The sequence below is a fragment of the Cellulomonas sp. P22 genome, assembly GCF_044392165.1.
Genome location: NZ_JBISBW010000019.1, coordinates 1 through 18,717, shown reverse-complemented (window position 1 = coordinate 18,717; position 18,717 = coordinate 1). Strand labels below are relative to the sequence as shown.

General features: G+C 71.3%; 19 protein-coding genes. 9 read left to right on the top strand and 10 right to left on the bottom strand.

Annotation, left to right across the window (positions count from 1 at the left end; translation table 11 throughout):
- Nucleotides 1–87: 87 nt before the first annotated feature.
- Nucleotides 88–1,740, bottom strand: a complete 1,653-nt coding sequence (locus ACGIF2_RS16440) for an FAD-binding protein (RefSeq protein ID WP_396046410.1) — start codon at nt 1,738–1,740, stop codon at nt 88–90.
- A gap of 73 nt (nt 1,741–1,813) precedes the next feature.
- Between ACGIF2_RS16440 and ACGIF2_RS16435 the strand changes: the two genes are divergently transcribed.
- Together ACGIF2_RS16435 and ACGIF2_RS16430 are read left to right on the top strand one after the other, a co-directional pair.
- Nucleotides 1,814–2,392, top strand: coding sequence for a TetR family transcriptional regulator (locus ACGIF2_RS16435; protein WP_396046412.1), 579 nt, complete (start codon nt 1,814–1,816; stop codon nt 2,390–2,392).
- A gap of 35 nt (nt 2,393–2,427) precedes the next feature.
- Nucleotides 2,428–2,811: a hypothetical protein gene (locus tag ACGIF2_RS16430; RefSeq protein ID WP_396048147.1), complete on the top strand. Its 384-nt coding sequence runs from the start codon at nt 2,428–2,430 to the stop codon at nt 2,809–2,811.
- A 42-nt stretch (nt 2,812–2,853) separates the two neighbouring features.
- Here the strand turns inward: ACGIF2_RS16430 and ACGIF2_RS16425 are convergent, their stop codons facing one another.
- On the bottom strand, nt 2,854–3,285 hold the full coding sequence (locus ACGIF2_RS16425; protein ID WP_396046414.1) for a hypothetical protein: 432 nt from the start codon (nt 3,283–3,285) through the stop codon (nt 2,854–2,856).
- Between the two features lie 60 nt (nt 3,286–3,345).
- Between ACGIF2_RS16425 and ACGIF2_RS16420 the strand changes: the two genes are divergently transcribed.
- Nucleotides 3,346–4,755, top strand: coding sequence for a CoA transferase (locus tag ACGIF2_RS16420; RefSeq protein WP_396046416.1), 1,410 nt, complete (start codon nt 3,346–3,348; stop codon nt 4,753–4,755).
- Nucleotides 4,756–5,024: 269 nt separating this feature from the next.
- Here the strand turns inward: ACGIF2_RS16420 and dnaB are convergent, their stop codons facing one another.
- The gene (gene dnaB / locus ACGIF2_RS16415) at nt 5,025–6,401 is read right to left on the bottom strand and encodes a replicative DNA helicase (RefSeq protein ID WP_396046418.1); all 1,377 of its coding nucleotides are present in this window, start codon (nt 6,399–6,401) and stop codon (nt 5,025–5,027) included.
- 334 nt (nt 6,402–6,735) lie between these two features.
- Between dnaB and ACGIF2_RS16410 the strand changes: the two genes are divergently transcribed.
- Nucleotides 6,736–8,070, top strand: coding sequence for an MATE family efflux transporter (locus ACGIF2_RS16410; protein ID WP_396046470.1), 1,335 nt, complete (start codon nt 6,736–6,738; stop codon nt 8,068–8,070).
- Nucleotides 8,071–8,154: 84 nt separating this feature from the next.
- Here the strand turns inward: ACGIF2_RS16410 and rplI are convergent, their stop codons facing one another.
- The 5 genes from rplI to ACGIF2_RS16385 all read right to left on the bottom strand — a co-directional run bounded on the left by rplI (nt 8,155) and on the right by ACGIF2_RS16385 (nt 12,388).
- Nucleotides 8,155–8,604 carry a 50S ribosomal protein L9 gene (rplI, locus tag ACGIF2_RS16405; RefSeq protein ID WP_396046420.1) on the bottom strand — a complete coding sequence of 150 codons (450 nt, stop codon included), beginning with the start codon at nt 8,602–8,604 and terminating at the stop codon, nt 8,155–8,157.
- A gap of 15 nt (nt 8,605–8,619) precedes the next feature.
- Nucleotides 8,620–8,856: a 30S ribosomal protein S18 gene (gene rpsR, locus ACGIF2_RS16400; protein WP_028045854.1), complete on the bottom strand. Its 237-nt coding sequence runs from the start codon at nt 8,854–8,856 to the stop codon at nt 8,620–8,622.
- A gap of 83 nt (nt 8,857–8,939) precedes the next feature.
- Nucleotides 8,940–9,467, bottom strand: a complete 528-nt coding sequence (locus ACGIF2_RS16395) for a single-stranded DNA-binding protein (RefSeq protein WP_396046423.1) — start codon at nt 9,465–9,467, stop codon at nt 8,940–8,942.
- Between the two features lie 59 nt (nt 9,468–9,526).
- Nucleotides 9,527–9,820: a 30S ribosomal protein S6 gene (gene rpsF / locus ACGIF2_RS16390; RefSeq protein ID WP_396046425.1), complete on the bottom strand. Its 294-nt coding sequence runs from the start codon at nt 9,818–9,820 to the stop codon at nt 9,527–9,529.
- 195 nt (nt 9,821–10,015) lie between these two features.
- A complete protein-coding gene (locus ACGIF2_RS16385; protein WP_396046427.1) occupies nt 10,016–12,388 on the bottom strand; it encodes a transglycosylase domain-containing protein in 2,373 nt (790 codons plus the stop codon).
- 282 nt (nt 12,389–12,670) lie between these two features.
- Between ACGIF2_RS16385 and ACGIF2_RS16380 the strand changes: the two genes are divergently transcribed.
- The 3 genes from ACGIF2_RS16380 to moeB all read left to right on the top strand — a co-directional run bounded on the left by ACGIF2_RS16380 (nt 12,671) and on the right by moeB (nt 15,819).
- Nucleotides 12,671–13,327: a PadR family transcriptional regulator gene (locus tag ACGIF2_RS16380; RefSeq protein WP_396046429.1), complete on the top strand. Its 657-nt coding sequence runs from the start codon at nt 12,671–12,673 to the stop codon at nt 13,325–13,327.
- Entirely contained in the window at nt 13,324–14,418 is a 1,095-nt protein-coding gene (locus ACGIF2_RS16375) for an inositol-3-phosphate synthase (RefSeq protein WP_396046431.1), read from the top strand. The genes ACGIF2_RS16380 and ACGIF2_RS16375 overlap by 4 nt, the downstream gene beginning before the upstream one ends.
- 219 nt (nt 14,419–14,637) lie before the next feature.
- Nucleotides 14,638–15,819 (top strand): molybdopterin-synthase adenylyltransferase MoeB, encoded by a 1,182-nt coding sequence (gene moeB / locus ACGIF2_RS16370; protein WP_396046433.1) that lies wholly within the window; start codon nt 14,638–14,640, stop codon nt 15,817–15,819.
- A 2-nt stretch (nt 15,820–15,821) separates the two neighbouring features.
- Here moeB and moaC read toward each other — a convergent pair whose 3' ends face one another.
- Complete coding sequence (moaC, locus tag ACGIF2_RS16365; RefSeq protein WP_396046435.1) at nt 15,822–16,304, bottom strand: cyclic pyranopterin monophosphate synthase MoaC; 483 nt, start codon at nt 16,302–16,304, stop codon at nt 15,822–15,824.
- A gap of 129 nt (nt 16,305–16,433) precedes the next feature.
- On the opposite strand from moaC, the gene moaA reads away from it, so the two are divergent.
- Both moaA and ACGIF2_RS16355 read left to right on the top strand, forming a co-directional pair.
- The gene (gene moaA / locus ACGIF2_RS16360) at nt 16,434–17,495 is read left to right on the top strand and encodes a GTP 3',8-cyclase MoaA (protein WP_396046437.1); all 1,062 of its coding nucleotides are present in this window, start codon (nt 16,434–16,436) and stop codon (nt 17,493–17,495) included.
- A gap of 3 nt (nt 17,496–17,498) precedes the next feature.
- Nucleotides 17,499–17,774 (top strand): MoaD/ThiS family protein, encoded by a 276-nt coding sequence (locus ACGIF2_RS16355; RefSeq protein ID WP_396046439.1) that lies wholly within the window; start codon nt 17,499–17,501, stop codon nt 17,772–17,774.
- A gap of 18 nt (nt 17,775–17,792) precedes the next feature.
- On the opposite strand, the gene ACGIF2_RS16350 is transcribed toward ACGIF2_RS16355, so the two are convergent.
- Nucleotides 17,793–18,362, bottom strand: a complete 570-nt coding sequence (locus tag ACGIF2_RS16350; RefSeq protein WP_396046440.1) for a molybdenum cofactor biosynthesis protein MoaE — start codon at nt 18,360–18,362, stop codon at nt 17,793–17,795.
- Nucleotides 18,363–18,717: the final 355 nt, after the last annotated feature.

The window sequence follows — 18,717 nt, the reverse complement described above, 5'->3', positions numbered from 1 at the left end:
ACCGCGACCCGCACGTGGAGCTCGGACCCGACCGCCGAAGGGTCGGGTCCGCCGGGGCGGCGCCGGGACCCGGCGCCGCCCCTCGCGTCATGCCTGTGCGCGCGCCATGTGCCGGCCGGCCCGCATGCCGAACACTGCCGCCGGGCCGATGGTCGAGCCAGGACCGGGGTACGTGCGCCCCATGACCGATGCCGAGCAGTTGCCCGCGGCGTACAGGCCGTCGATGACCGAGCCGTCCTCCCGCAGGGCCCGGCCGTCGACGTCGGTCAGCACGCCGCCCTTGGTCCCCAGGTCCCCGACGACGACGCGGACCGCGGTGAACGGTCCCTTCTCGAGCGCCCCGAGGTTGGGGTTGGGGTGGACGGTCGGGTCGCCGTAGTAGCGGTCGTAGGCGGAGTTGCCGCGACCGAAGTCGCCGTCGACCCCGGTGCGGGCGAACCCGTTGAACCGCTCGACCGTCGCGCCGAGCGTCTGCGGGTCGACGCCGATCGTGGTGGCCAGCTCGGTGAGGGTGCCGGCCTTGGCCATCAACCCGTCCGCGATCATCTTCTTGTTGAGCCGCGGGTCCATGGCGTAGCTGCGCAGGTAGCGCCGTGCGTGCCGGACGTCGGTGACCATCCAGTACGCGCCGTCCCCGTCGTGCTCGAGCATGTGGTGCCCGAGGTCGACGTAGGACTCGGACTCGTTGGCGAACCGCTCGCCCTTCGCGTCGACGATGATCCCGTACGGCAGCGAGCGCTCCCCCACGAGGAAGCTCGGGTCGTGCCCCTCGGGGGCCGCCGTCGACGCGCCCCACCAGGCGTCGTCCATGAGGGACAGCGCCGCGCCGACGTCCTGCGCGAGCGCGATGGGGACGCCGAGGTTGCCCGGGTTGCCCGACGAGGCGCCGTCGATGCCGTGGTTCTTCTGCCGCCACTCGACGTTGTGGTCGAACCCGCCGGAGGCGAGGACGACGCCGCGCCGCGCCCGGATCGTCGTCGACCGACCGTCACGCGAGACCCGCACGCCCGCGACCCGACCACCCTCGACCAGCAGCTCCTCGAGCGGGCTGCTCAGCCACAGGTTCACACCCTGGCGCTGGACCACGGCGTCGAGGAACGAGACCGCGAGGCCCGCGCCGATGCCGACGAGCAGCTTGCCGCGCACGAGGCCGCCGACGGTGCGGCCGACGAAGCGCGCACCGCGCACGAACCCGCTCGGCGTGACCCACGACCGCTCGAGCTCCCACATGTCGTCCGTGGCGAGCGGCAGCGGCATGAGCGCACGGCAGCTCCCCCACCAGTCGCCGATCCGCTTGCGGTCGACGGCCCGGACCTCGATGGCGCGGCCGATCTTCCCGCCGGGCAGCTCGGGGTAGTAGTCCGGGTAGTCCGTGGCCCGCATGAACCGCATGCCGTGCTTCTCGGCCGTGCGGACGAAGTCGTCCACGCCGTCGACGAAGGCTTCCTTGCGGGCGCGCGACGTCGCCGGACCGGCGTCGCCGACGGTCTCCTCGAGGTAGGCGAGCGCCTCCTCGCGGGAGTCCCCCGCGCGGTCGCGGCGCATCAGCGGGTTGTTCGGCAGCCACATGCCACCGCCCGACATCGCGGTGCTGCCACCCCACTTGTCGGTGGACTCGACCATGAGGACCGTGAGGCCGGAGTCAGCGGCGCCCAGAGCCGCGGCAAAGCCGGCTGAGCCGGTCCCCACCACGACCACGTCGTAGGTCTCGTCGTGCGTGCTCGTCGTCGGGCCGGGCATCGTGCCTCCTTGGCTTCGCCGGACGATTCCGCCCGGGACAACCGGACATCATTGTCCGGTTCTACGATGAATCATGCCGAGTCCCGAGCCCCGTGGCAACCGTGGCCCCGCAGCCGCGGCCGACAACCGCCGGGCGCTGCTGGACGCGGCGCGGCGCGTCTTCGCCGACCGGGGCTACCGCGCGCCGCTCAGTGCGATCGCCCGGGAGGCCGGCGTCGGCCAGGGCGTGCTGTACCGGCACTTCCCCACGCGTCTCGACCTCGCGCTCGCCGCGTTCGAGGAGAACTTCGCCGAGCTCGACGCCATCGCGGCCCACCCGGGGCCGGGTGCTTTCGCCGACCTGTGGTCGAGGCTCGTCGAGATCACCGTCGCCGAGTCCGCGTTCGTCGAGATGGCCGTCGACGCGCGCCGTGCGCTCGCCGACCGGCACGACGAAGGCCGGTTGCGCAGCATGCTCGCCGACACCCTCGCGCGGGCGCAGGCCGCCGGTGTCGTCGACGCCACCCTCAACGCCGACGACGTCGTGCTCATGCACCGGATGATCTTCGGCGTCGTCACCACGTCGATCGACGACGACGCAGGGGTGCGCGCCGCGGTCGACCGCGCGACCGCGCTGCTGCGGCACGACCCGCTGGGCGGGCGTCAGAGGTAGCTGACCCCGGTCAGCTCCTCGGCCACCGACCAGAGCTGCCTGCCGACCGCTGGATCGGCCGCCTCCCGACCGAGCCGAGCCTCGCCGACCTGACCCCGTGTCTCCCAGGGCCCGGATGGTCCGAAGAACTGGCCGCCCTCCACACCCGGCTCTGTCGCGGCGAACAGCTGCGGCAGCGCCCCCTGCCCCACCGGCTGGGTGGCCAGCAGGCCCGCCCGCGCGACCGGGTCCCGGAGGTCGGCGAGATCGTCCTGCACTGGGACACCTACCCGCTGCCGGGCAGCCCTGGTCCGGTCATGCTGGTGTTCACCGCCGAGCCAGGCGGGGTCGACGCAGACCGGCTCGATCTCCTCGCGTCGTTGCACGCCACGCGCTCGGTGGCCACCCGCACGCATCCCTCGTCCGCCCCGCAGGTCTGAGCAGCCGCGCCGCCTCCGAGGTCGCCGCGGTACGAGTTCGGGTCAACCGAGGCTCGTCCCGTCGAGCGATGACCTGGGCTTCTGATCGGGCAGGCGCAGCATGCGGAACGAGTTGGCGAGCCCGAGCAGTCCTGCGAGCAGTGGAACGAGCAGTGCGACCTGCAGCGACCGGTTGCGGGCCTGGTCGTTGATGGCCAGCACCTCGGCCTCGACCGCAGGGGGCTGACCCGTGATCTGCTGCTCGGCCGACGGGATGATCTGCCTGTCGGTCAGCTGCTGGAAGTTCAGCGAGAGCGAGGCGAGCATGAGGCCCCCGGCCATCGCCAGACCGAACGACAAACCGAAGGACCCGGCGGCCGAGTTGACTCCCCCAGCCTCGCTGACGCGCTCCTCCTCGACGGGCGCGAGCGTGTCGTTGTTGAGCTGGCACACCAGCAGACCCAGGCCGCAGCCCGTCACGGCAAGGGGCAGCACGAAGTACCAGCCTGGCTCGGCCCCGGTGACGACGGCGGGCCCGCTGCTAGCCTCCGAGAGGTGACAGGAGCAGCCGGGTCCGGCGCAGCCGACGCACCCACCGATCCCGCGACCGCCCACGCCTGGCACGCGCTCGGTGGAGCGCCAGAGCTGGTCGGGCGTGTCACGTACGCGGGGAGCCCCGGGCTCCGCGGCGTGCTGCCGACGCGCGAGCTCGCCCGTGCGAGCGTCGGTGCCTGCTCGCTCGCCGCCGCCGAGCTGCTCGCCCAGCGCAACGGTCGCGGGCTGCCTGCCGTCCACGTCGACGAAGGAGCCGTCACCGCCGCTTTCACCAGCGAGCGCCACCTGCGGGTCGAGGGCAGGCCGATCCCGCTCTTCGCCCCGCTCTCCGGCTTCTGGCGGGCGGCCGACGGATGGGTGCGCACACACGCCAACTACCCGCACCATCGGGCGCGGCTGCTCGCCGCACTGGAGCTGCCGGACTCCGGTGACGACACGGACATGGTGGATCGGCTCTCCGCGGCGGTCGGCGAGCGGGACGCGGTCGATGTGCAAGAGACCGTCTACGCCGCAGGCGGGCTCGCGGTCGCGGTCTCCCCACCCGGCGCGTTCGAGCAGCCGCTCGTCACCACGGTCGCTGTCGAGGCGGACGCGCCCGTCCCCTTGCGCCCGGCCGCGCTTCCCGTCGAGGGTGTCCGCGTCCTCGACCTCACGCGCGTCCTGGCCGGCCCGGTCGCCACCCGGACGCTCGCTCTGCTCGGCGCGGACGTGCTGCGGGTCGACGCGCCGTGGCTGCGAGAGGACGACGGCACCCACATCGACACCGGCTTCGGCAAGCGGACCGCGCTGCTCGCTCTCGGAGACGTCGCCGATCGCGCGACGTTCGAGCAGATGCTCGACGCGGCGGACGTCGTCCTCGTCGGCTACCGCCCCGGCGCGCTCGACCGCTACGACCTGAGCGCGGATGCGCTGCTCGCGCGACGACCCGGACTCGTCGTCGCCGAGCTCTGCGCCTGGGGTTGGGATGGGCCCTGGGTCGGTCGCCGTGGGTTCGACAGCCTCGTCCAGGCCGGTACGGGGATCTCGGTCATCGAGCAGGCCGACGACGGGCGGCCTGGCGCTCTGCCCGCCCAGGCGCTCGACCACAGCACCGGCTACCTCGTCGCAGCGGCGGTCATGCGCGCGCTCACCTCTCGCGCGCTCACCGGTGCCGGCCAGCACGTTCGGTTGTCGTTGGCCGGCACCGCGACCTGGCTGCTCGGGATCGTGCCGCTCGCCGCGCCCGCACCCGGCACCGAGCCGCCGGACCGGTGGCTGGTCGAGACCGGCTCTCCGTATGGACGGCTCCGGCACGCGCTGTCCCCGATCGGCGTCGAGGGCGTCCCGTCAGACTGGTCCCGGCCGCCGAGCCGGTGGGGCACGGACGAGGCCCGGTGGGGGTCACCAGGTCCGGTCACGCCCGGCGGCTGAGACCGGGGAAGGTCGGCGCGAGGCACCGGACCCGGACGGAACCGCCTGCCTACCTGGCGTGAAGCATCGTGGGCGCGACCGCTCCGTCAATCATGAACGTGCCGAATCCGACGTGCGCTGCCGTCGCCCGAGCGCGCAGAGTCGTCGACCTGCTCAACGGGTCATGGAGCCAATGGACCGCGACCCTCGTCGGGCATGGACGACGAGCCCGACCACCCCGAGTGCGAGAGCCATGGTTTCTCTGCGGCGTCGCAACCGGCGACTGGACGTTAGGCCTGCATGTCGACGAACCGCGAGTAGTGCCCCTGGAACGCCACGGTGATGATGTCGGTGGGGCCGTTACGGTGCTTAGCGACAATCAGGTCGGCCTCACCCGCACGAGGTGATTCCTTCTCATACGCGTCTTCGCGGTGGAGCAGGATGACAATGTCGGCATCCTGCTCGATCGAGCCAGATTCGCGAAGGTCGCTCATCTGCGGGCGCTTGTCGGTGCGCTGCTCGGCGCCACGGTTCAGCTGCGAGATGGCGATGACGGGAACCTCGAGCTCCTTGGCGAGGAGCTTGAGCGCACGGGAGAACTCCGAGACCTCTTGCTGGCGGGACTCGACGCGCTTCCCGGAGGACATGAGCTGCAGGTAGTCGATGACCACGAGCTGGAGGTTGTGGCGCTGCTTGAGCCGGCGGCACTTGGCCCGGATCTCCATGAGCGACATGTTCGGCGAGTCGTCGATGAACAGCGGCGCCTCGGAGATCTTGCCCATGGTCGCGGCGAGCTTGGTCCAGTCCTCCTCGCCCATCTGACCCGAGCGCATCTTCTGCAGGTGGATCCGCGCCTCGGCCGAGAGCAGACGCATGGTGATCTCGTTGCGGCTCATCTCGAGCGAGAAGACAACAGCCGCTTTATTGTGTCGAATTGCCGCCGACCTGGCGATATCAATTCCCAGGGTACTTTTTCCAATTGCAGGCCTCGCGGCAAGAACAATCATCTGCCCGGGGTGCAGACCGTTCGTCAGGCGGTCGAGGTCGGCGAACCCGGTGGGCACGCCGATCATGCCCTCGCCGCGGTGGCCGGCGGCCTCGATCTCGTCGACGGTGCCGCCGATGACCTCGCCGAGGCGGTGGTAGTCCTCGGTGGTGCGCCGCTCGGTCACGGCGTAGACCTCGGCCTGGGCGTTGTTGACGATCTCGTCGACGTCACCGCCGTCGGTCGCGTAGCCGAGCTGGACGATGCGGGTGCCGGCCTCGACGAGACGGCGCAGCACGGCGCGCTCGCGCACGATGCGGGCGTAGTACCCGGCGTTCGCGGCGGTGGGCACCATCGAGATGAGGGTGTGCAGGTAGGGGGCGCCGCCGATGCGCGTCATCTCGCCGCGCTTGGTCAGCTCGTCGGCGACTGTGATCGCGTCGGCCGGCTCGCCGCGGCCGTACAGGTCGATGATCGCGTCGTAGACGGCCTCGTGCGCCGGCTTGTAGAAGTCGGTGCCGCGGATCTGCTCGACGACGTCGGCGATCGCGTCCTTCGAGATCATCATGCCGCCGAGCACGCTCTGCTCTGCCACCACGTCCTGCGGGGGCATGCGGTCGTAGCCGCCGCGTGCGTGCCCCGAGTCGGGCGGGCCGCCGTACTCGAGCTCCTCGATCGTCACAGACTCATCCCCAGATTCGCGTTCGTCGGTCGAACAGGTGTTCTATCAGAAGGGTCCGACACCATGCCCGTCACCATGTTCGTCACGCCAACCCTGTCGGTCGGGACGTCGACGCCCCGGCCTGCTCGCGAGGTTAGGTCCCGACGGTCGGCGTTCACAAACTCGTCGTCCACAGGGCCTGGGGACAGCCTGTGGAAAGCTGTGGACCGCACGCTCAGGGTTGTGCACAGGTAGTGGACAGAGCTGTGGACAGCGTGGTGGACAGAAGTCCGACACGGGGCTGCGACCGGCCAGAACACGATCCACCGATGTGGACGGGAGGAAGTTGACCGACATCCCAGACGGTGGACGCCGTGCGTCCACCGTCGACCGTCAGATCCTCACGCTCGCTGTCCCCGCACTCGGCGCCCTCGTCGCAGAACCCCTGTTCATCCTGGTCGACTCGGCCGTCGTGGGGCACCTGGGCACCGACCCCCTCGCAGGCCTCTCGCTCGCCTCGACGCTGCTGCTGACCGTCGTCGGGCTGTGCGTCTTCCTCGCCTACGCGACCACCGCGGCCGTCGCCCGACGCCTCGGCGCGGGCGACCGTGCGGGGGCCCTGCAGGTGGGTGTGGACGGCCTGTGGCTCGCCGCCGGCCTGGGCGTGCTGCTCGCGGCGGCGACGTGGCTGCTGGCCCCCTGGGCGGTCGGCGCGCTCGGCGCCGAGGGTGAGGTCGCGGTGCAGGCCACCGTGTACCTGCGCTGGTCGGCCCCGGGCCTGCCCGGCATGCTGCTGGTGCTGGCCGCCACGGGCGCGCTGCGCGGCCTGCAGGACACGCGCACCCCGCTCGGCGTGGCGGTCTCGGGCGCGGTCGTCAACGCTGTGCTCAACGTGACGCTCGTGTACGGCGCCGGCATGGGCATCGCCGGCTCGGGGTTCGGCACCGCCCTGACCCAGCTCGCGATGGGCGCCGCGCTCGTCGCGGTCGTGGTGCGGGGGGCGCGAGCCTCGGGCGCTCCGCTCGCCCCCGCGGCGGGCGGCATCCTGCGCAACGCCCGCACGGGGTTCCCGCTGCTGGTCCGGACGCTCTCGCTGCGCCTGGCAATCCTGCTGACGGTCGTCGTCGCGACCGGGCTGGGGACTGTCGCCCTCGCGGGTCACCAGGTCGTCAACGCCGTGTGGGGTCTGGCCGCCTTCGCTCTCGACGCCCTGGCGATCGCCGCGCAGGCGCTCGTCGGGCACGCGCTGGGGGCGGGCGACGTGCCCCACGCGCGGGCGCTGCTGCGCCGGACGCTGCAGTGGGGCGTCGCGGCGGGCGCCGCGCTCGGGCTGGTCGTGGGCGCGGGGAGCGGCCTCATCGCCCTGGGCTTCTCCGAGTCCGGCGAGGTGCGGCACGCGATCACCCTCGGGCTCGTCGTCGCCGCTGTCACCATGCCGCTGGCGGGCTGGGTCTTCGTGCTCGACGGCGTGCTGATCGGGGCGGGCGACGGCCGCTTCCTCGCCTGGGCCGGGCTCGTGACCCTCGCGGTGTACGTCCCGTTCGCGTTCGCCGTGCAGGCCTGGGCGCCGCCCGGGGCCGCCGGGCTCGCGTGGCTGTGGCTCGCGTTCGGCGGCGTGTTCATGACGGCGCGTGCGGTCACGACAGGCCTGCGTGCCCGCGGCGACCGGTGGACTGCCGTCGGCGCGTGACCCCGTCGCACCGTGCCACCGCAGAACGAAGGCCCGACCCCTCCGAAGAGGGACCGGGCCTTGCGTTCTGCGGTGAGGCAGGGATCAGGCAGCGACGACCTTGACGGTGATCTTCGCCGAGACGTCCGAGTGAAGACGGATCTTCACCTCGTACTCCCCGACGGCCTTGATCGGCTGACCGACCTCGATCTTGCGCTTGTCGACCGCGGGACCACCGACGGCCTTGACGGCCTCCGCGATCTCACCGGTCGTCACGGCGCCGAACAGACGACCGGACTCGCCGGCCTTCGCCGACACGACGACGGGCTTGGACTGCAGCGAGTCACGCATCGCCTTCGCCTCGTCGAGGGTCTCGATCTCGCGGGCCTTGCGGGCCTTGCGGATCTGGTCGATCTGCTTCTCGGCGCCCTTGGTCCAGCCGGTGGCCAGACCACGCGGGACGAGGAAGTTCCGGGCGTACCCGTCCTTCACATCGACCACGTCGCCCGGTGCACCGAGACCGGTGACCTCGTGGGTCAGGATGAGCTTGGCCATGGGTCTACCTCCTTCTCAGCGTGCGGACGACGAGTACGGCAGGAGCGCCATCTCGCGTGCGTTCTTGACGGCACGCGCGATCGCGCGCTGCTCCTGCGTGGACACACCGGTCACCCGGCGTGCGCGGATCTTTCCGCGGTCCGAGATGAACTTGCGCAGCAGCGCAGTGTCCTTGTAGTCGACGACATCGATCTTCGCCGCCTTGAGCGGGTTGAGCTTCTTCTTGGGCTTGCGTACAACGGCCTTGGCCATCGCGGTGCTCCTTGTCATGAAGTCCGGGAGCCCGGGGCGTTGCCATACCCCGGGATGGGTGTGTCAGTGGTGCTGGGCGCGGATCAGAACGGGGGCTCGTCCGAGAACGAGCCGCCGCCGGAGCCACCGGGGGCCGGCGTGGCCCACGGGTCGTCCTGCTGGGCGCCGCCGCCACCGAAGCCACCGCCGCCACCGGAGAAGCCGCCACCGCCCCCGCTGCCGAAGCCACCGCCGCCGCCACCCGAGCGCTGGGCGCGGGTGACCTTGGCCGTGGCGTAGCGCAGGGACGGGCCGACCTCGTCGACCTGCAGCTCGTACACGGTGCGCTTCTCGCCCTCGCGGGTCTCGTAGGAGCGCTGCACGAGCCGACCGGTCACGATGACGCGGGTGCCCTTGGTGAGCGACTCAGCGACGGACTCCGCGGCCTCGCGCCAGATCGAGCAGCGGAGGAACAGCGTGTCGCCGTCCTTCCACTCGTTCGACTGGCGGTCGAAGGTGCGCGGGGTGGAGGCCACCGTGAAGTTGGCGACGGCGGCACCGGACGGGGTGAAGCGAAGCTCCGGGTCCCCGGTCAGGTTCCCGATCACCGTGATGACGGTCTCACCAGCCATGCCAGCTCCTCGTTCGTCGTGAGTCAGTTGATGCGTACGTTAGGGCTTCGTTCCGACGCTCAGGCGTCGGCGCGGAGGACCTTCGTGCGCAGGACGACCTCGTTGAGGCCCAGCTGACGGTCGAGCTCCTTGGCGGTCGCAGGCGTCGCCATGAAGTCGACGACCGCGTAGATGCCCTCGGACTTCTTCTGGATGTCGTACGCCAGACGGCGGCGTCCCCAGATGTCGACCTTGTCGACCGTGCCGCCATCGTTCTTGATGACGGTCAGGTACTTGTCGAGCGAAGGAGCGACGGTGCGCTCTTCGATCTCGGGGTCAAGGATGATCATGATCTCGTAATGACGCAGGCTCATACCCACCTCCTCTGGTCTCAACGGTCACGGTCTGTCCGTGACAGGAGGGTCATCGTGCGTCGCTGCACCAGAGCCTGGGCCCGGGTGCCGCCTGCGGTGGTGGTCGATCTGCGATCCCCACCGACAGGCACAGCAAGGCCCCACGGTACCTCCCCGGACCGCGCTGCCGAAATCGGCCCGGGGAGGTACCTGCCGTCAGCCCGTGGCGGCGCCAGGCGCGGGCGCCACCGGGGTCGTCGGCGTGGGCGACTGCGTCGGCTGCGGGTTGGCCGGCGGGACCGGCGGCGCGGTGGGCACGGGCGCGGCCGGTCCCGTGGAGATCACGAGCGTCACCGTCGATCCGGCCGTCACGCTGGCCCCGGCACCGGGGCTCACGCTGATGACTCGACCCTTGGCGACGGTCTCGGAGGCCTTGGACTGGACGTCCGCCCGCAGCCCCAGCTCGGCGAGCGCCGCCTCCGCGTCGGCCTGCAGCTTGCCCTCGACGCCGGGCACGGCGACGTCGGCGGCCGGGGCCTCCACGGTCGGCTCCGTGGTCGGCGTCTCCGTCACCGTCGGGGTCGGCTTCGCGCCCACGTTCGCGCGTGCCGGGAAGGGGACCTTCTCGGCGTACTTCGGCAGCTCGAACACCGGCTTCATGTACGAGGCCCACAGCGCGGCCGGCCACGTCCCGCCGGTGACCTGGTCGACACCGCCGAACGGGTCGATCCCGACCAGGTCCTTGTTGTTCGTGCCGATCTGGCTGAACGCGACGGCTGTCGCGATCGTGGGCGTGTAGCCCACGAACCAGGCCGACTTGTTGTCGGTCGAGGTGCCCGTCTTGCCCGCGATGGGGCGGCCGAGCGGCTTGACGTACCTCTTGCCCGAGCCCCTCTCGACGACCTGGGTCAGCGCGAAGGTGGCGTCCGCCATCACGTCGGCCTCGAACACCCGCGTGCTGGTCGTGTCTGCGATGTACGCCACCGACCCGTCACGGATGTAGGTGGCCTCGCGGACCAGGAACGGCTTGTTGTAGACGCCCTGCGCCGCGAAGGTCGCGTAGGCGCTCGCGACGTCGAGCGGGTGCACGGCGTCGGCACCCAGCACGTTCGACGGGACGATGTCCGGGGTGGTCGTGATGCCTGCCTCGCGGGCGACCTCGGCGGTCGCCTCCGGGCCGACGTCGTCGTTGAGCTGGGCGTAGACCGTGTTGACCGACTGCGCGGTTGCCGTGACCAGGTCGATCATCCCGAAGTGGCCGTCGAAGTTGGTGACCTTCTTGCCCCAGGACTCCATCATGCGCGGGCTCGACCCGTCGTAGGTCGTCTCGAGGCTGATGCCCTTCTGCAGGGCGGCGATCAGCGTGAACGGCTTGTACGTCGACCCCGCCTGGATCTTGTCGTACGTCGCGGTGTTGCGCTGGTCGGTGATGAAGTCCGCCCCGCCGTACATCGACAGGACCGCGCCGTCGGTCGGGTCGATCGAGACCACGGACACCCGCGTCGACTCCGACGGGGGCTCACCGGCGAGCGTCCCGTCGCGGAGCCCGTTCACCGCGTCGACCGCGGCCTGCTGGACGGGCGCCTCGATCGTCGTGACGATCTGGAGACCGCCCTTCTCGATCATGTCGTTGGTGATGCCCTTGTCGATGAGCTCGGCCTTGACCCGGTCGAGGATGTACCCGTTGGTCCCCCCGAGGGTGTCGCTCCGGACGTACTCGACAGGTTCGGGGAACGTCTGCGCGTCGCGCTCGGCCTGCGTGATGTGGCCGTCGGCAACCATCTTGTCGAGCACCGACGCCCAGCGCTGCTCTGCCTTCTTGTGGGCCACCGCCGGGTCCCAGTTGCTGGGCGACGGGATGATCCCGGCCAGCAGCGCGGCCTGCGAGATCGTCAGGTCCTTCGCGTCGACGCCGTAGTAGGCCTGGGCCGCGGTCTGGATGCCGTACGAGTCGCGGCCGAAGTAGATGGTGTTGAGGTAGCGGCCGAGGATCTCGTCCTTGCTCACGCTCTGGTTGATCTTGACCGCGAGGATCGCTTCCTTGAGCTTGCCCCAGTACGACTTGGTGGGCAGGTTGTAGTAGCGCTCGACGTACTGCTGGGTGAGGGTCGAGGCGCCCTGGGTCGCCCCGCCCTTGAGGTTGTTGAGCGCGGCGCGTCCCATGCCGGTGATCGAGATCCCGCGGTTCTCCCAGAACGTGCGGTCCTCGGACGAGACGACGGCGTTGCCGACGTAGTCCGGCAGCGTCTCGAGGTCGACGAGCTCGCGCTTCTGCGCGGCGAACGTCCCCATGGGCGTCCCGAGAGATCCGTCCTCGTTGCTCGCGAAGTAGACGGTCGAGGCCTGCGACCGGGTCTCGGCGTCCTCGGCGGGGATCGAGATGGTGACGTACAGCGCGACGAGCGCCCCGAGGCCGAGGAATCCCAGGCTCAGGGCCGAGCCGAGCAGGAAGCGCCACGACGGGAGCCACCGGTGGAGCCCGCCGTAGCCCTGGCGCGGGTAGTCGAAGAAACGCCGCTTCGTGGGCTTCCGGGGTCCAGCGGTGCCGCGGCGCGCTGGCGCCGCAGACCGTCGCTTCGAGCCTGCCAAGACGATGCCTTCCTGCTGACGACCGGACCGCAGCCGCCCAGCACCGTGCGACACGCCGGGGGGGACCGCCGGTTCAGTATGGGGGAGCCGCCTGGGCCAGAGGCCGGAAGTCGGCCCGCGAGCCCGTCATTCACATGATCGACACGCGATCCACGCGCTCGTCCCGCACCGGGGCCACTTGCCGTGCGCATCACGGGGGACGTACTGTCGATGTATCAGCTCGATACATCGAGTCCACCACGTAGCCCGGCAGGCCGGAGCGGATCAGACAGGAGGTGCCGGGTGCGCGGACGCGCAGATGTCCTCGAGCCGGCCATCCTCGGCCTGCTCCACGAGACCCCGATGCACGGCTACGAGCTGCGCAAGCGCCTCAACCTGCTGCTCGGCTCGTTCCGGGCGCTGTCGTACGGGTCGCTGTACCCGTGCCTCAAGTCGCTCGTCGAGCGCCGCTGGATCGTGGGCAGCGACTCCGACTCGGCTCCGCCGCACGCCCTCTCCGGAAAGCGTGCACGCATCGTGTACCAGCTGACCGCCGAGGGCAAGGAGCAGTTCCAGCAGGTCCTGTCCTCCTCGGGCCCCGCGGCCTGGGAGGACGAGAACTTCGGCGTCCGCTTCGCGTTCTTCGGGCAGACCGACGCCGAGACCCGGCTGCGGATCCTCGAGGGTCGGCGCAGCCGGCTCACCGAGCGGCTCGAGACCATCCGGCAGTCGTTCAACCGCACCCGCGAGCGCATGGACGAGTACACGCTCGAGCTCCAGCGCCACGGCCTCGAGCAGGTCGAGCGCGAGGTGCGTTGGCTCGACGGCCTCATCGACAACGAGCGCGGTCAGCGCCGCGTCCGTACCCCTGGCGCCGGTCACCCGGCCGGCGCCGAACTCCCCGCTGTCGACGGCGCCCCCGGCACCCCGGCACAGACAACCGAGAAGGAGCGAGGATGACCTCCATCCGCGTCGCCATCGTCGGCGTCGGCAACTGCGCCGCGTCGCTCGTCCAGGGCGTGCACTACTACGCCGACGCCCCGGTGGACAGCAAGGTCCCCGGCTTGATGCACGTTCAGCTCGGCGACTACCACGTCAAGGACATCGAGTTCGTCGCGGCCTTCGACGTCGACGCGAAGAAGGTCGGCTTCGACCTGTCCGAGGCGATCCTCGCGAGCGAGAACAACACCATCAAGATCGCCGACGTCCCGCCGCTCGGCGTGACGGTGCAGCGTGGCCACACGCTCGACGGCCTGGGCAAGTACTACTCCCAGACGATCGAGGAGTCGGACGCCGAGGCTGTCGACGTCGTCGCAGCGCTGCGCGAGGCGCAGGTCGACGTCCTCATCTGCTACCTGCCCGTCGGGTCCGAGAAGGCCGCGAAGTTCTACGCCCAGTGCGCGATCGACGCGAACGTCGCGTTCGTCAACGCCCTGCCCGTGTTCATCGCGTCCGACCCCGAGTGGGCCGCGAAGTTCGAGGCCGCGGGTGTCCCGATCGTCGGCGACGACATCAAGTCGCAGGTCGGTGCGACCATCACGCACCGCGTGCTCGCCCGTCTGTTCGAGGACCGCGGCGTCATCCTGGACCGCACGTACCAGCTGAACGTCGGCGGCAACATGGACTTCAAGAACATGCTCGAGCGCGAGCGCCTGGAGTCCAAGAAGCTCTCCAAGACGCAGGCGGTCACCTCCAACCTCCACGACGGCCCCCTGGCCGGCAAGAAGGAGGACCGCAACGTCCACATCGGCCCGTCGGACTACGTCGCGTGGCTCGACGACCGCAAGTGGGCCTACGTCCGCCTCGAGGGTCGCGCGTTCGGCGAGGTTCCCCTGAACCTCGAGTACAAGCTCGAGGTGTGGGACTCCCCCAACTCGGCCGGCATCATCATCGACGCCGTGCGCGCCGCGAAGATCGCCAAGGACCGCGGCGTCGGCGGCCCCATCCTCTCCGCCGCGACGTACTTCATGAAGTCGCCGCCGGTCCAGATGGAGGACAACGCCGGCCGCGAGCAGCTCGAGGCGTTCATCCGCGGCGAGGTCGAGCGCTGATCCGCAGCACCACCGGCAGCGTGCAGCGGCGCCACTGAGCCGCAGCACGTCTGACACGAAGGGTCCCGACGCGTCCGCGCGTCGGGACCCTTCGTCGTCGGGCGAGGGGGTGCCGCCGCGCGAGGTGTCGTCGGCCTTCCGTCCCACGCCCGCGACGCCCGCCGGGGATACGTTGGCGGGGCACGAACCGCCCGCCCCACCCCGATCGCCGAGGTCCTCATGCCGTTGCCGCCGCTCGTCGCCCCCGCCCCGCGGCTCACCCCCGCAGAGCTCGAGCGCTACGCCCGCCACGCGCTGCTGCCGGGCATCGGTCTCGAGGGCCAGCGCCGGCTGAAGAACGCGCGCGTGCTGGTCATGGGTGCCGGTGGCCTCGGCTCGCCGGTCTTGATGTACCTGGCCGCCGCGGGGGTCGGGACGATCGGGGTCGTGGACGCCGACGTGGTGGACGCGTCGAACCTGCAGCGGCAGGTCATCCACACGACCGAGGACGTCGGGCGCAGCAAGGTCGAGAGCGCGCGCGCCGCGATCCTCGCGGTCAACCCGCACGTGCACGTCGAGACGCACGACGTGCGCCTGACCGCCGCCAACGCGCTCGAGGTGCTGCGCGGGTACGACGTGGTGGTCGACGGCACCGACAACTTCCCCACCCGCTACCTGGTGGGCGACGCGTGCGAGCTGCTCGGCCTGCCGTGCGTGTGGGGCTCGATCTACCGTTTCGACGGGCAGGCCGCTGTGTTCTGGACCGACCCGCCGGTGGGCCGCGGCTACCCGGCTGTGCGCTACCGCGACGTCTTCCCCGACCCGCCCGCCCCCGGCACGGTTCCCTCGTGCGCCGAGGGTGGCGTGCTGGGCGTGCTGTGCGGATCGATCGGATCGGCCATGGCGAGCGAGGTCGTCAAGCTCGTGACGGGCACGGGCGAGCCGCTGCTCGGCCGGCTCCTCGTGCACGACGCGCTGGCGGCGCGCTGGCGCGAGGTCCCCGTGGCACCCGACCCGCTCGGTCTGCCCGTGACCTCGCTCGTCGACCTGGACGCTGTGTGCGCCCTTCCCGAACGCCCGGTGCCCGACGCGGCGACGATCTCGGTGCGCGAGCTCGCCGACCGGCTCGCGGCCCGGGACCGCGGTGAGGACGACTTCGAGCTCGTGGACGTGCGCGAGCCCGCCGAGCACGAGCTCGTGTCGATCCCCGGGGCCCGGCTGGTGCCGCGCGCGGCGTTCGTCGACGGCACGGCCCTCGCCGCACTCTCACCGACGCGGCCGCTCGTGCTGCACTGCAAGTCCGGCGCACGTTCGGCCGAGGTGCTCGCGGTGGTGCTCGCGGCAGGCTTCGACGCCGTGCACGTCAGCGGTGGCGTGCTGGCCTGGGTCGAGGAGATCGAGCCGGCCAAGCCGCGCTACTGACGTCAGGCGCGACGCCAGGTGCCGGAGCGCCCGCCCGTCTTCTCCTCGACCTGGATGTCGGTGATGACGGCCGAGCGGTCGACGGCCTTGACCATGTCGACGAGCGCCAGCCCGGCAACGGCGACGCAGGTCAGCGCCTCCATCTCGACCCCCGTGCGGTCCGCGGTGCGGACGGTCGCGTCGATGCGCACACCCTCGTCGGTCACCTCGAGGTCGACGGTGACGCCGTGGATCGCGATGGGATGGCACAGCGGCACCAGGTCCGGGGTGCGCTTGGCGGCCTGGATCCCCGCGATGCGCGCCACCGCGAGGGCGTCACCCTTGGGCACCCCCTCGCCGCGCAGCAGGCCGATCACCGTGGGGGTGGTGCGGACGAAGCCGCTGGCCGTGGCGCTGCGCACAGTGACGTCCTTGGCGCTCACGTCGACCATGCGGGCGCTCCCGCGGGCGTCGACGTGAGTCAGGTGGCTGCGGTCCTCGGTCATGTCGATCCCTTCGTCTGCGGGCTCGTCGTGGTGCGCCGACCCCGCGCACGAGGCTATCCGGCGCCCCGCGGGCGACTGCCGGGGCCTAGGTCATGGGTCCGGGGTGGAGGGCTCGCCTAGTCTCACGTCATGACCCAGGTCCTACTCGACACGGCGGCCGATCGCGTGATGACCGGTCCCCTGGTCGACCGCCACGGCCGGGTCGCGACCGATCTGCGGGTCTCGCTCACCGACCGCTGCAACCTCCGATGCACCTACTGCATGCCGGCCGAGGGCCTGGAGTGGATGCCCGACAGCCACGTGCTGACGGACGACGAGATGATCCGGCTCATCGCGATAGCCGTCGAGCAGCTCGGCGTGCGCGAGGTCCGGTTCACGGGCGGCGAGCCGCTGCTGCGTCGCGGGCTCGAACGGCTCATCGCTGAGACCACTGCCCTGCGGACCCACGACGGCGTGGCCCCCGAGACGTCCATCACGACCAACGGCCTGGGGCTGGCGCACCGCGCCGCGGGGCTCGCGGCCGCCGGCCTGAGCCGGGTCAACGTCTCGCTCGACACCCTCGACCGTGAGCGCTACGCGACGATCACGCGCCGCGACCGCCTGCCCGCCGTGCTCGCCGGGCTCGAGGCGGCTGACCGGGCGGGCCTGCGTCCCGTGAAGATCAACACCGTGCTCATGCGCGGCGTCAACGACGACGAGGCCGTTGACCTGCTGCGCTGGTCGGTGGACCACGGCTACCACCTGCGGTTCATCGAGCAGATGCCGCTCGGGCCGCGCGAGTCGTGGGACCGCACGCAGATGGTCACCGCTGCCGAGATCCTCGCGTCTCTGCGCACCGGCTTCGACCTGACCGAGCACACCGTGGACGAGCGCGGTGCTGCGCCCGCACAGACCTGGACCGTGGACGGTGGCGGTCCGGACGGCACGTGGGACGTGGGCGTCGTCGCCTCGGTCACCGGTCCGTTCTGCGGCTCGTGCGACCGGGTGCGCCTGACGTCCGACGGGCGCCTGCGCAACTGCCTGTTCGCGCACAAGGAGACCGACCTGCTCGAGCTCGTGCGCTCGGGGATGGACGATGCGACGCTCGCCGAGGCGTGGCGCACGGCCATGTGGGGCAAGCGCCGCCAGCACGGCATCGACACCGACGGGTTCGTGCAGCCGCGCCGCCCGATGAGCGCGATCGGAGGATGAGCGATGTCTGAGGCCACCACCGCGACCGTGCACGTCACGGTCCGCTACTTCGCCGGGGCCGGGGCGGCCGCACGCGTCGAGCAGGAGGTCGTGGAGGTCGCGGCCGACGCTCTCGTGCGCGACGTCCTGGCCGACGCGGGCGCCCGGCGTGGCGCCGACCTGGTGCGGGTCATCGCCGCGAGCAGCGTGCTCGTCGACGGCGTGCAGGATCGCGACCGGTCCCTGCCGGTGCGGGACGGCCTCACGGTCGACGTGCTGCCGCCCTTCGCGGGCGGCTGACCGCTCGCACCCTCACGCTCAGGGGCAGGCGACCCACTCGTCGCTGCCGTCCGTGAGGACCTGACGCTTCCACACCGGCAGCTGGTGCTTGACCTCGTCGACCAGCAGTCCCGCGGCGGCGAACGCCTCGGCCCGGTGCGCCGAGGAGACCGCGACGGCGAGGGCGCACTCCCCCACGCGCAGCACGCCCAGCCGGTGCGAGACCGAGACCGCGTCGACGTCGCAGCGGGCCGTCACCTCGGCGACCACCCGCGCGAGCACCTCGCCGGCCGACGGGTGCGCGACGTACTCGATGTGCTGCACACCCCGCCCGCCGTCGTGGTCCCGCACGTCGCCCGAGAACGTCACGACGGCTCCTGCCGTGGCGCACGCGACCTCGGCGGCGTGGGCCGCCACGTCGAGCGGGGCGTCGGTGACCGCGGCGCGCACGACCCGGCGCGCGGGCGGGTGCACCCGCGAGCTGTCGCGCTCGGGGCCGGGGGCCGGTGCGTCGGGGGCCAGCGCCGGGTGGTCCTGGGTCGGGTCCGGGCGGCCGCTCGACGTGCCCTGGTCGGTCACCGCGGCGTGCGTCATGGCGTCGTGCGTCATGGCGTCAGCCTAGGCGGCGGCGCAGCGGGCGGACCGGGACCTCGCAGGGGCTGCGGGGCGCACGGCGGTCGGTCGGGCTCTCCGGCAGCACCCGTCCCATGAATTGATTATCTCTGGGTGAATCCGTGAAAAGAATGTCACGATGACAATCGTCCCATGGATTGGGCGACCTTTTACCCAGGCAATCCTTAGAGGCCGGGTCGCGTGCACAGAATTGCTCCCCGGTATTCGCCGGGATCGGGACCTTGGGCCCGACCGGACCCCGTGTGCGCCGCCAGAATCAGCCGCAACTCGAAGAATGAATGCGTCGGCGCCTCGATCGTCCCGGTGGCGAGCATTCGCCGGAAGGATCGAT